Genomic DNA, 12,380 nt, shown 5'->3' on the forward strand with positions numbered 1-12,380 from the left:
AGGGAGAAATATTTTGATTGAACCTCACCCCACCCTTCGGGTACCCCTCTCCAGAGGAGAGGGGCTAGGAAGCATAATTTGAGTAGATTTATGGTTTTTGATTTGGGATTTACGATTGATTTGATTTACGATTGATTCGATTAACGATTTTTGATTTCACATTATAAATACCCAAGCATGAGAATTTCCCAGGTTACTTACTATTATAAACTCTGCGTCTTAGCGTCTTTGCGAGAATAAAGATAAACCACAAAAAACGCAAAGGAACCACGAAGATTCCCAAAGGCATTTGATTTACGATTTTGGATTTACGATTTACGATTTTTCAATAAACCATTCCCCCTTTGGGGTAGGGGCAGGATTTGTTTGATTGACGATTTGTCAATTCCTAATTATCTTTGACCGTTTTTAAACTCCAATTTTTTTCATATGCAGAATGAGCTCCCTCTCCCTTTGGAGAGGGTTGGGGTGAGGTTTTGGTAGGATTTTACATAAATAGTCCTTTTGGAATTCCCTATTAATTAATTGCCTAGTCCAAAATAACATTGACAGTTTTAAAACTACAATTATATTCATTTGTAGAATGAGCTCCCTCTCCCTTTGGAGAGGGTCGGGGTGAGGTTTTGGTAGGATTTTACATAAATAGCCCTTTTGAAATTCACTATTAATTAATTACCTAATCCAAAATAACATTGACCGTTTTTAAACTGCAATTATATTCATTTGCAGAATGAGCTCCCTCTCCCTTTGGAGAGGGTTGGGGTGAGGTTTTGGTAGGTTTTTACATAAATAGTTCTTTTGGAATTTACTATTAATTAATTATCTAATCCAAAATAACATTGACCGTTTTTAAACTGCAATTATATTCATTTGCAGAATGAGCTCCCTCTCCCTTTGGAGAGGGTTGGGGTGAGGTTTTGGTAGGACTTTACAAAAATAGTTCTTCCAGATTATGAAAAGAGAAAAAGATTTTTCCGGAATTGAATTTTCCCAAACCTTTTCACTCTCCTCCAAAGCCCGGTTCAAAACTTATTTTCCATCACAATCACCCTTTTATTGTAAGCAGCAAAGCACCCCAAACCATTTTTGACATTGGTAAACACCGGCACAGGCTCAGAAAAAGGATTGTCCGACGCTCCCGAAGACTGCCGTACCGACTTCATATACAAATACATTTCTTTGCTGATATTCCATAGCTGAATATCAAATAGCTGAGGCATGTTTTTTAAAATTTCAGATTTAAAGCACCCATTATTGTTACAATAAGTACTAAATCCTTCATATCCCTGACCTGTAGGGCTATATATCGTTTTCCCATCCACCAGGTTGTCGCTTATAAGGTCTTCTTCATCGTTTAACTCACTTTTATTCCAGAAAAAAGAACTGTAGTTTTTTATTATTCCTATATGATTAGTAACGGCAGCAAACTCTTTAGGATATTTCTGATAATTACTGTATTCGGCAAAAAGCTTGTAATAATTTTCCTGATTAGGAAGGTCTTTCCAATCGAAAGTCATTTTAAATCCATTTACTGTATCGGCACGAAAGCCTTGATTGTAATTTGTAAATTGCGTAATCTTTAGATTTTCTATCTCGGGTACTTCCTTTGGCACAGTTGCAGTCGCTTCTACTTTAAAGTTTTCAACAGTTGCTTTCAGGGTATATGTTTTTCCCGGTACAATCTTGTAACCTCTCAATTCATACTCATAGTTTGTGGGATTCATCGTAAAAGTCCCTTTCGTTACCCCATCACTGATCTCTACCAAAGCATTTTTTACATAAATAATATTTCTGTAGTACAACATGGAATCACCGGAAGAACCTAGCACTTTCACGGGCTCATATTTCGGAATCTCTGAATAAATAGGCAAAGATTTGCTTAAAAAAACTCTCAGAACGGTATCCTGCGGACAAATAAATGAAGCCATCACGAGTTTTTGTTCCAGACCTGGAAACTTCGAAGGGTCGATCTCGTCAATGATAGTTTCACAAGAAAAAAGCAAACTGCCCAAAAAGACAGGAAAGAGTACTTTCAGGAAACGTACCTTTATAATATTTACGAAAGAAAAATATTTTGATTTCATGGGAATTTAGAATTTAAAGTTATAGCTGAAAGAAGGTACGATCGGAAACAAAGAATAGCGTTTCAAGACCATTTTTTGGTCAATATTCTGGAAATTATTTCCTCCAAAGAAATTATTGGACAGATTGGAGCCGACCGTATAGAAAAACGGATTCTTGCGATTATAGACATTATACAAACTAAAGTCCCAGGTGCGTTCATGCCGTCTTTTCTGTTTATGAAACTGAATCCCAAAATCCAGACGATGGTAAGGTTCTGCTCTGAAACTGTTTTTTCCGCCGTATTCATTCACTTGGTAAGGAAAAACGCCATTACTGGTCCATCCGGGGTTAGAACTACCCCCATTAACATAAGCCGAATATTCAGAAATTGGCACCGTGAGGGCATTTCCTGTACCATAAACCCATGTGGAAGATAGTGTAATGCGTTTGCTGACTTCATAGATTCCCACAAGAGAGATATCATGCCGTCTGTCGTATTTCGGGAAAAACTCCTGCCCGAAGTTGAGCTCAGGGAACTTCCAGACTGTCTTGGAAAGCGTATATCCCGCCCAGCCCGAAAACTTACCGATCTTTTTCTGGAGCAAAAACTCTATCCCGTAAGATTCCCCGTTGCCGGAGGTAATCTTGTCTTCCCAGCTATTTTTATCGGTGACTTCGGGTGAACCTATTTCCAGGAAGCTGGCCCCTTCTTTATAGTTGATGATCCGGTTCATGTTTTTATAATACCCCTCCAGCGTGATGCTGATGCCTTTGGCTTCATTGAGGTCCTTGGCCAATCCCATAGCAAACTGCCGTGAATGTTGGGGCGGAGTTTTGGTAGTCGATGGCACCCACAGGTCGGTGGGCAATCCGATGCCCGTATTGGAAAGCAAATGTAAATATTGGTTCATTTCGGCATACGATGCCTTCAGGGCCATGTCTTTGCTTAACTTATAAGAAGCTGATATTCTGGGTTCCGGTTTGAAGTACTGCTTGCCGTCGGTGAGATAATGTGAAAATCTAAGCCCGGCATTTACTTTGATATTTTCCACCGGATGCCAGGTGTCTTCGATATAAATTCCTGATTCTATGGTGTTGAGCGTTTTTTTATTTTCAAAATTTAGATTGCTTTGGGAGTCTTTCAGGATGCTGGCCTCAGGTGTAAAATGGTGAGCGGTGGTTTGCAGACCGAAGCGAATAGTATGATAGCGATTGAGGAAAAAGTCAAGATCATATTTCAATGAAAAATCCCTTATGGCAGACTGATAATTGATCAGAAAGCTGGATTCTCTGTCGTTTTCTGTGTCTTTTATTTTTTCTTCTCCCGAAATATTAAACCGATAGTCACTGAATATCAGGGAAGTATTGGCAAAAAGTTTTTGATTAAACTGATGGTTCCATCGGAGCGTACTCGTAGCATTGCCCCAGTTGATTCCGTTTTTGAAAGTCTCGGTGCTTGAATTGGATTTGATAGAAAAAATATCTCTGCCAAAATATCCACTCAGATACAATTTGTCCTTACTACCCAGCTCAAAGTTTAGTTTTGCATTCAAATCATAAAAGAAATAACCTCCTGTTCCATCTATACCCGATTTTTTATTTTGGGCAGCAATGAAGGGTCTGGAAACAATATCAAGATAGGTTCTTCGGCCCGAAACAATATAGGAAGCTTTCACCGGTTTGTTTTTGTTTAATCTTATGGGGCCTTCCAACACCAATCTGGAGGAGATCAGGCCAATTCCACCTTCCCCGCTTAGCTTTTGTTTGTTGCCATCTTTCATGTTCATTTCGACTACTGACGACAGCCGGCCACCATATCGTGCAGGGAATCCGCCTTTGGTGAGCTCCACACTTTTGATGGCATCGCCGTTGAAAGTAGAGAAAAACCCAAACAAATGGCTGGCATTATATACGTTGGCGTCGTCGAGTATGATCAGATTCTGGTCGGGGCCACCCCCACGTACATACAATCCGGAGGAGCCCTCCGAGCCTTTTTGCACGCCGGGCATCAACTGAATCACCTTCAGCACATCTTTTTCTCCCAACAAGGTTGGAATCTTCTTGATTTGATTGACAGGAATATCAATCTTACTCATCTGAGGAGTTTCTGAAAGTGCATTTTCCTGTCTTTGGGCATTGACGATGAGCTCGTCAAGCACGAGGTCTGATTCCAGCTCTACATTAAATTCCTGATTGCGGTTAAAAGGTAGTTTTACATTTTTTTTGGAATAACCCACAAATGAAAAAACCAGGGTTAGAGAGTCTGTTTTGGGTAAAGTGAGGGAATAAAACCCGTAAGTATTGGTGCTGATGCCCGTTGAAAGGCTGGGAACATACACATTTACCCCGATGAGTAATTCTTTTGAACCTTTTTCACGGACATAGCCGCTAATGGTGGCGTTGGTTTGTGCCGAAAGTTTTGCCTGGATAAAAAATAAACATAGCAAAAGCAAAGCGTGGTGTTTTCGCATGGTGTGTCGTTTTTTTGTAATAGTTTATAGTGCCTTCTTAACGGAAAAATGAGGGAGAATATTTTATGTTTTTTAAAAAAAGAAAGATTTACGATTTGGGATTTACGATTAACGATTAACGATTTACGATTAACGATTTACGATTGATTTGATTTTGGATTTACGATTTGGTATTTTCATCTTATAAAAACCGGGAATATGCATTTCCTCGGTTACTTACTATAATAAACTCTGCGTCTTAGCGTCTTTGCGAGAATAAAGAGTAACCACAAAAAACGCCAAGGAGCCACAAAGATTCGCAAAGGCATTTTCCTTCATGCCCTTAATTCCTTCATGGTTTATTTATTCTCCAATTATTCTGAAACATTAAGATAGATTAAGAAGTGAAGAACATTAAGCTGGGGTTCCAGTTATTTCTCAAAGACATATTTCTTAATGATCTTAATCCCTTAATGCCCTTCATGTTAAAACAATTCACCTATTTTTCTGAAATATTAAGATAGATTAAGAAAGGAAGATCATTAAGTTGGGATTCCAACCTACGATTCCAAAAACCCATTGGCACATTACCACATTATTAATTAGCACATTACCAGTAGGAATTCTTTCCAAAAAAACCAATTAAATTTTTGTGCCTTTTGCGTCTTCTTTGTGTCTTTTGCGTAACAATAAAACCACAAAGAACGCCAAGAAGCCACGAAGATTCGCAAAGGCATTTTCTTTCATGAGTTTAATCCCTTCATGGTTAATTTATTCTCCAATTATTCTGAAACATTAAGATAGATTAAGAAATGAAGAGCATTAAGCTGGGGTTCCAGTTATTTCTCAAAGACATATTTCTTAATGATCTTAATCCCTTAATGCCCTTCATGTTAAAACAATTCTCCTATTTTTCTGAAATATTAAGGTAAATTAAGAAATGAAGAACATTAAGTTGGGATTCCAACCTACGATTCCAAAAACCCATTAGCACATTAGCACATTATTAATTAGCACATTACCAACAAGAATTCTTTCCAAAAAAACCAATGTAATCTTTGTGCCTTTTGCGTCTTCTTTGTGTCTTTTGCGTAACAATAAAACCACAAAAAACGCAAAGGAGCCACGAAGATTCGCAAAGGCATTTTCTTTCATGAGTTTAATCCCTTCATGGTTAATTTATTCTCCAATTATTCTGAAACATTAAGATAGATTAAGAAATGAAGAGCATTGCTGGGGTTCCAGTTATTACTCAAAGACATATTTCTTAATGATCTTATCCCTTAATGCCCTTCATGTTAAAACAATTCTCCTATTTTTCTGAAATATTAATGTAAATTAAGAAATGAAGAACATTAAGTTGGGATTCCAACCTACGATTCCAAAAACCCATTAGCACATTAGCACATTATTTATTAGCACATTAACCCATTATTAATTAGCACATTACCAACAAGAATTCCTTCCAAAAAAACCAATGTAATCTTTGTGCTTTTTGTGTAACTTCTTACACAATATACTCTACCTAAAGAAAAATCTCCGTGCCATTCCGGTAAAGCCCATTTTTCGGACCAGCACAGAATGAAGCACGAAGACTTTCTTTTTTTGTTTCAGAGAAAAAACTTCCTTTCTTTCTTTTCAGAAGCCTTCTCAGTAATCTTGTAGGCCACCACTTCTGTAATATACACCTTCTGATTGTACTGATTCACATAGTTGCGGGTCTGGAGGCTGCCCTCGATTTCTACCAACTTTCCTTTTTCGATTAGTTCCTCAGCCTTTTTGGCATTTTCGCCCCAGGCCACAATCTTGTGCCATTGGGTGGTGGTTTTCTCTTCCTGATTTCGGGTCTGGAAGGTGTTTTTAGTAGCGAGACTAAAGCTCGCCAGTTTTGAATTTTCGAATACCTTGATGGTGGGGGTACTGCCCACGTTGCCGATTAATTTTACCTGATTCATGATTCTAATGTGCTAATGTGTTAATTAATAATATGCTAATGATTAATGTGATAATGTGCAATTTTGCAGCTGATTGCTGGCAGTTATCTTATTTTTTCTCGGGTTTAAACTCTTCCACTTTGAAAGCGACGATCTCGGTTACGTTTACCTTGAAATTCTGAGCATTGATGTACTGACGGTAGCTGATTTTACCTTCAATTTGCACCAGCTTGCCTTTCGAAAGCAGGCTCTGACATACGTCGGCGGTTTTGCCCCAGGCTATTACATTGTGCCAGGTGGTATTCTTTACTTCCTGATTGTTTTTGTCTTTGTAACTTTCATTGGTGGCCAGGCTGAAACTTGCTTTTTTGCCATTTTCAAAGTTCATCACGTTTACATCTTGTCCTACGTTTCCGATTAATTTTACTGCGTTCATAATTGTAATATTTAATTGTTTAAGTTTTGAATTCCAACTCGTTTTCGAATTGATGTTGCAAAGTTGGGGCAGTGCCGGAAACTGATTCGGTTATTAATCGTTTGTATTCGGATATAAGCGATTGTAGTCGTTTGTTGTCGGGTAAGGTTATGATAATTAGTAAATTATGAATATGAATTATGGATTTAAAATTTTTAGAAATAAAATACTTAGAAGAAGAGAATCGTTTTTTAACCCATAAAAATATCCGAAAAAATAATTGTCACATATACATTTATTGTTTAATTTCGTGGCTATAAAAACCTTAAAATAAATGAAAGCTTCGAAATGGATGATGGCTTTGGTCCTTTTACCTGCTATGGTTTGGGCTCAGTCGCGTCCTACGCTTTTGAATGAACCTCTTGACATCAGTCCTGATTTTCGGGATCATTCCAATTACTATTTTTTTGCCGATAGTCTTACCTCCTTTGACCCCAAAACCGGAAAGGGAACTGTAAAATATCTTCGTCATGAGGCCATGGGAGGGCATGCATTCAGCAATACCCAGTTCTCATGGAGAAAAGTTGGAAACAACGAGTTTCCTGCAACTGAATATGCTGCTGACCCTGTTTTGCCTTTTTCTTTGGAGTTCGTCTCTGACCGTACGGTTAGGATAAAAATGGAAACCGGCACCAAAGGCAATTACAATGAGGCTTCTTTGATGCTGGTCAAAGAACCGGTGGCACTAAACAACTGGGCATATAGTTTCTCAGCCGGAAAGCACACCTACAAAAGTGCTCACGGTTCGGTGGTTTTAAGCACAGCACCCTGGAAAATAGAATTTTTTGATGCGGCGGGCAATCTTATAACCCAAACAAGACACCAGGTTGATGGTCGCCCGTCTTACAAGCCTACCATGCCTTTTGGTTTTATCCGAAGGAAATTTGATTATAGTCGCAGTGTCAATGCTGCCTTTGCACTTTCACCCGACGAAAAGATATTTGGTTGTGGGGAGTCATTTGTTAACTTCGATAAAGTCGGTGATAAAGTAGTGCTTTGTACCACAGATGCCAATGGCGTGGAGTCACACGAAATGTACAAACCCATTCCGTTTTATTTAAGCAACAAAGGTTACGGTATGTTTATGCATACTTCTACGCCCATCACCTGCGATTTTGGGAATACAAACCGGGCCGTCAATGCACTAATGATAGGTGACGAAAGCCTGGATTTGTTTGTGTTTTTGGGTCAACCCAAAGATATTCTGGACGAATACACCAATCTCACCGGCAAAGCACCCATGCCTCCCTTGTGGTCATTTGGACTATGGATGAGCCGCATTACCTATTTTTCTGAAAAAGACGGTCGGGATATCGTGACCAAGCTCAGAGAACATAAAATTCCGGCAGATGTTATACATTTTGATACCGGATGGTTTGAAACCGACTGGCGTTGTGATTATGAGTTTTCTAAAAACCGTTTCACTGATCCGGTGAAGATGATCGCCGATTTCAAGAAAGTAGGGATTCAGACCTGCTTGTGGCAATTGCCATATTTTGTGCCTAAAAATGTATTGTTTAATGAAATCATAAAAAAAGGCCTTAATGTAAAAAATGCTACGGGTGGAATACCTTATGAAGATGCCGTTCTGGACTTTACCAATCCTGAAACCATCGCATGGTACAGAGATAAAATAGGTGGACTTTTGAAATTGGGCGTATCGGCCATTAAAGTTGATTTTGGTGAGACGGCTCCGCTTTATGGCATTTATTCCAACGGTCGCACCGGATTTTATGAGCATAATCTTTATCCTTTAAGATACAATAAAATTGTTTCTGATCTTACGCAAGAGATTAACAATGAGCGTATTATTTGGGCCCGCAGTACATGGGCAGGTAGCCAGAGGTATCCATTGCACTGGGGTGGAGATGCAGAAAGTACCGACATGGGTATGGCAGCCGAATTGCGTGGCGGTTTGTCATTAGGTGTAAGTGGATTTACTTTCTGGAGTCATGATATCGGGGGTTTTACCCAAAGAACCAATGAGGAGCTTTATCGTCGCTGGCTACCAATGGGCATTTTTGCCTCGCATTCGCGTTGCCATGGTCAACCTCCCAAAGAACCTTGGGATTACGGCAAAGATTTCGAAGATTACTTCCGGAATGTAACGGATACCAAATACCGTCTGATGCCTTATATCTACACACAGGCCAAACTTTCTTCCATGAAAGGACTTCCAATGACCAGAGCATTATTGGTAGAGTTTCCAGACGACAGAGGTGCATGGAATGTGGACAATCAGTATATGTTTGGTGCGGATATGATGATAGCTCCGATATTTGAAACCGGAAAATCAGAAAGAGAGGTGTATCTGCCTAAAGGTAAATGGGTTGATTTTCAGAGCGGTGCAAAATATGAAGGCGGACAATATTTGAAATTGAAAACCGGTGCCATTCAGGCCATAATATTGGTGAGAGATGGAGCTGTGATTCCGCAAACAGAGCAGGTCGTACAGCACACCGGAGAAATTGACTGGTCAAAAATCACGCTGGTGAAATATGGAAGTGCACAGGTATCTGGCAAATTACCCTTGTTTTTGCCCGGCAATACTGACATAATTAATGTAGGCTTAATCCAAAAAGGAAATAAATTCAACGTTACGATTGATTCCACAAGCACTAAACTTACCCTTAGTGTTAAAAACTTTTAATTGTTGTTTTAATAGTTCTATGAGGAGAAAAAGGCCGAAAGGCCTTTTTTTTTATTTATTTTTGTGAAAAATTTGGACTGATGAAAAACAATGATATTCTGAGAAGACTTCGGTATGCATTTGATTTTGGTGATGATAAAATGATGAAAATCTTTTCCATGGGAGGTTTTGAAGTCAATCGGGCTGACCTGAGTGATTATCTCAAAAAAGAAGAAGATGAAAAGCATAAGCCGCTCAACGACAGGATTTTTGCTCACTATCTTAACGGATTTATCGTAAATTTCAGAGGACCCAAAGAGGGAGGAATGCCCGAGCCCGAAAAACAGCTCAACAACAATATTATTTTCAGAAAAATAAAAATTGCTTTAAATCTGAAAGACGAGGATATCATTGATATTTATGATCAGGTGGGAATGAAAATCAGTAAGCATGAGATCAGTGCGATATTCAGAAACCCATCTCAACCGCAGTATCGGGAATGTAAAGACCAGTTTTTGAGGAACTTCCTGGAAGGCCTGGCCAAAAAACATAGAAGTGCGGCATCCTGATTTTATTATTAAACAATAGGTTACCTATGAAACGATATTATTCCATTGATTATCTTAAAGGTCTGGCCGCAGTCGGTATTATGGTTTACCATTTAACTATCTGGGAAACCGGCCCCTTAAATATGGACTCTGCTTTGGGTCGCTTTGGGATATTTGGTGTTGCGATATTTTATATTGTAAGTGGGTTGACACTCTATTTGGTATATGAGAAGAAATTTAGTTTTGAGAAAAGTGCCATTCTTCAATTTATTCAAAAGCGTTTTATAAGGATTTATCCTTTACTGTGGCTGGTAACATTTATTTCTATTTATCTCCGGCCAAAAATGCCTGCAATGATTGATATTCTTCTAAATCTCACGGGGCTATTTGGTTTTGTAAAATGGGAGGCCTATCTTTCTACAGGTGCCTGGTCTATCGGCAATGTCCTGGCTTTTTATATTTTGTTTATATTGTCATTGTATATAATTAAGAAGGTAAAGTATGGCATCTGGATATTAGGATTTACATTTGCTGCCATTTTTTTATACTTCACTTTCGTAGTTTTTGACCCTACTAAAACACTCCCTCAACAATGGACAAATTACGTAAACCCACTCAACCAATATTTCTATTTTTTCCTGGGAATGTTAATGGGATATTTATTTCAAAACACACAGTTGAAGGTTATCAATAGCCTGATAATAATTTCAATAGGTGTTTTGATTTTTGTTTTTTATCCCGCAAATGGTGATGCTATAAAAATCATTTATGGATGGAACAGAATCGTATTTCTGGTAAGCTGTTTACTGATTTGTTTCGGGGTATTCAAAATCTCCGGCAAGGCTCCGGGTATTATTCACAGCATACTTAATCTACTGGGAGAAATCAGTTTTACATTATATCTGATGCATCCAATTGTATATGTTTTTACCGGAAAAATAATGTTGTCAAACTTGTTAAAACACCTGCATTATCCTCCGCATTCCCGGTATATTTTGACCTTAGTTGGCTCTGTTATTATTTCTTATTTAGTGGCCAATTATTACGAAAAGTTTTTTGCTAACTTATTAAAAAAATAAACCAGGGCCCTTTCAAAATACCAGTTTCCCAATTCTTCCAGCTTATTAAGTGGTACAATTTTTGCATTGTTATTACTACCCTTTAGGCAATTTAATGGTTAAACTGAAATTTGATTTGGTCGAAGAATACAAGAAGTTTGAGATGGATATTCAGCTCGAAATAGCATCCTATTTCCAGGGTTTGGTATTTCAGAAAAATGCGTATTTGCTCAGGGAAGGCAATGTTTGCGAGGGTATTTATTATATCGAAAAGGGTTGTTGCCGTTCTTTTACCTGTAACGAGAGCAAAGAAATAACTACGGCTTTTTCCATTGAACATAGTATAATAACCTCTCCACAGAGTTATCTTTTACAAGTTCCTTCTCTCGAAAACATCCAGGCTTTGGAATACACTGAGGTATTTTTTCTGAAATACGATCACATTCAGTATTTGCTTCAGAAGCATGTGGTTTTTAATGATTATGTGAGGAAATTATACGAAAAAATCTTTATTGATGCCGATAGTATGTTGTATTCTATCAGGTCTGAAAGTGCCTTGCAACGGTACGAAAGATTGATGGAAACCCAGCCTTACCTTATTCAGAGGGTGCCTTTGGGGCATATTGCTTCTTATCTGGGAATGAGCCAGGAAACGCTTAGCCGAATGCGAAGCCAAATTTGCACATAAAAAAATGCCCGCAGCATAGCTACAGGCATTGTCCTACTTATTTGTAGAGAATGTGCAATTATCTACATCCAAAGCTAAAACTGAAATTCCAGCTAAATCCTGAATTGCAGTTATTTGGCTTAGGAGTACAAGAAGGAGGTGTTGGCTGTTGGTAACCACCGTTTCCACAAGAGTTTTGTGGAGGAGTGTAACAATTGTTTTTTGGAGGAGTATAGCAATTGTTAACCGGAGGAGTGTAACATGTTTTAGGTTGAGTATATCCGCAACCACCAAACAAACCAGAAAGTAATCCAAATGTTCCGCCTTTTACTTCTTCGGTGTTTTTAATTTCTAATCCTGCAAATTTGTCGAGAGATTTCATCTTTAATTATGTTTAATAGTTAATAATAGTTTCGAATCATAACCATAGAATTCTGATCCTATGGCTACAAATGTAGATAAATAAGATTAACTTAAACAAGCAGGAATTATACTTTTTGATTTATATCAAAATAGTAAATATCTATAGAATCAGGCATGGTTTTTGCACAATTT

Annotated in this window: 9 protein-coding genes; 4 read left to right on the forward strand and 5 right to left on the reverse strand. The window is 38.2% G+C overall.

What is annotated here, in order from left to right; translation table 11 throughout:
* Window positions 1-1,022: 1,022 nt before the first annotated feature.
* The 4 genes from IPP61_14820 to ssb all read right to left on the reverse strand — a co-directional run bounded on the left by IPP61_14820 (window position 1,023) and on the right by ssb (window position 6,884).
* A complete protein-coding gene (locus tag IPP61_14820; protein ID MBL0326430.1) occupies window positions 1,023-2,084 on the reverse strand; it encodes a DUF4249 domain-containing protein in 1,062 nt (353 codons plus the stop codon).
* A 6-nt stretch (window positions 2,085-2,090) separates the two neighbouring features.
* On the reverse strand, window positions 2,091-4,535 hold the full coding sequence (locus IPP61_14825; protein ID MBL0326431.1) for a TonB-dependent receptor: 2,445 nt from the start codon (window positions 4,533-4,535) through the stop codon (window positions 2,091-2,093).
* 1,589 nt (window positions 4,536-6,124) lie between these two features.
* Window positions 6,125-6,469: a single-stranded DNA-binding protein gene (locus tag IPP61_14830; GenBank protein MBL0326432.1), complete on the reverse strand. Its 345-nt coding sequence runs from the start codon at window positions 6,467-6,469 to the stop codon at window positions 6,125-6,127.
* Window positions 6,470-6,557: 88 nt separating this feature from the next.
* Window positions 6,558-6,884, reverse strand: a complete 327-nt coding sequence (gene ssb / locus IPP61_14835) for a single-stranded DNA-binding protein (GenBank protein MBL0326433.1) — start codon at window positions 6,882-6,884, stop codon at window positions 6,558-6,560.
* A gap of 313 nt (window positions 6,885-7,197) precedes the next feature.
* On the opposite strand from ssb, the gene IPP61_14840 reads away from it, so the two are divergent.
* The 4 genes from IPP61_14840 (at window position 7,198) to IPP61_14855 (ending at window position 11,846) form a co-directional block, all read left to right on the forward strand.
* Window positions 7,198-9,573: an alpha-xylosidase gene (locus IPP61_14840; GenBank protein ID MBL0326434.1), complete on the forward strand. Its 2,376-nt coding sequence runs from the start codon at window positions 7,198-7,200 to the stop codon at window positions 9,571-9,573.
* Between the two features lie 80 nt (window positions 9,574-9,653).
* On the forward strand, window positions 9,654-10,121 hold the full coding sequence (locus tag IPP61_14845) for a DUF1456 family protein (GenBank protein MBL0326435.1): 468 nt from the start codon (window positions 9,654-9,656) through the stop codon (window positions 10,119-10,121).
* A gap of 26 nt (window positions 10,122-10,147) precedes the next feature.
* Window positions 10,148-11,179, forward strand: coding sequence for an acyltransferase (locus tag IPP61_14850; GenBank protein ID MBL0326436.1), 1,032 nt, complete (start codon window positions 10,148-10,150; stop codon window positions 11,177-11,179).
* Between the two features lie 94 nt (window positions 11,180-11,273).
* Window positions 11,274-11,846 carry a Crp/Fnr family transcriptional regulator gene (locus IPP61_14855; GenBank protein ID MBL0326437.1) on the forward strand — a complete coding sequence of 191 codons (573 nt, stop codon included), beginning with the start codon at window positions 11,274-11,276 and terminating at the stop codon, window positions 11,844-11,846.
* A 58-nt stretch (window positions 11,847-11,904) separates the two neighbouring features.
* Here the strand turns inward: IPP61_14855 and IPP61_14860 are convergent, their stop codons facing one another.
* Entirely contained in the window at window positions 11,905-12,207 is a 303-nt protein-coding gene (locus IPP61_14860; GenBank protein MBL0326438.1) for a hypothetical protein, read from the reverse strand.
* Between the last annotated feature and the right edge of the window lie 173 nt (window positions 12,208-12,380).

This window comes from Cytophagaceae bacterium, from assembly GCA_016722655.1.
Classification (GTDB): Bacteria; Bacteroidota; Bacteroidia; order Cytophagales; family Spirosomataceae; genus Leadbetterella.

Bases quoted from the DNA above. Each gene is read 5' to 3' on its own strand.
- IPP61_14845 (MBL0326435.1), top strand. From the start codon at position 9,654: ATGAAAAACAATGATATTCTGAGAAGACTTCGGTATGCATTTGATTTT.
- IPP61_14850 (MBL0326436.1), top strand. From the start codon at position 10,148: ATGAAACGATATTATTCCATTGATTATCTTAAAGGTCTGGCCGCAGTC.
- ssb (MBL0326433.1), bottom strand. From the start codon at position 6,884: ATGAACGCAGTAAAATTAATCGGAAACGTAGGACAAGATGTAAACGTG.
- IPP61_14825 (MBL0326431.1), bottom strand. From the start codon at position 4,535: ATGCGAAAACACCACGCTTTGCTTTTGCTATGTTTATTTTTTATCCAG.
- IPP61_14860 (MBL0326438.1), bottom strand. From the start codon at position 12,207: ATGAAATCTCTCGACAAATTTGCAGGATTAGAAATTAAAAACACCGAA.
- IPP61_14820 (MBL0326430.1), bottom strand. From the start codon at position 2,084: ATGAAATCAAAATATTTTTCTTTCGTAAATATTATAAAGGTACGTTTC.
- IPP61_14840 (MBL0326434.1), top strand. From the start codon at position 7,198: ATGAAAGCTTCGAAATGGATGATGGCTTTGGTCCTTTTACCTGCTATG.
- IPP61_14855 (MBL0326437.1), top strand. From the start codon at position 11,274: ATGGTTAAACTGAAATTTGATTTGGTCGAAGAATACAAGAAGTTTGAG.
- IPP61_14830 (MBL0326432.1), bottom strand. From the start codon at position 6,469: ATGAATCAGGTAAAATTAATCGGCAACGTGGGCAGTACCCCCACCATC.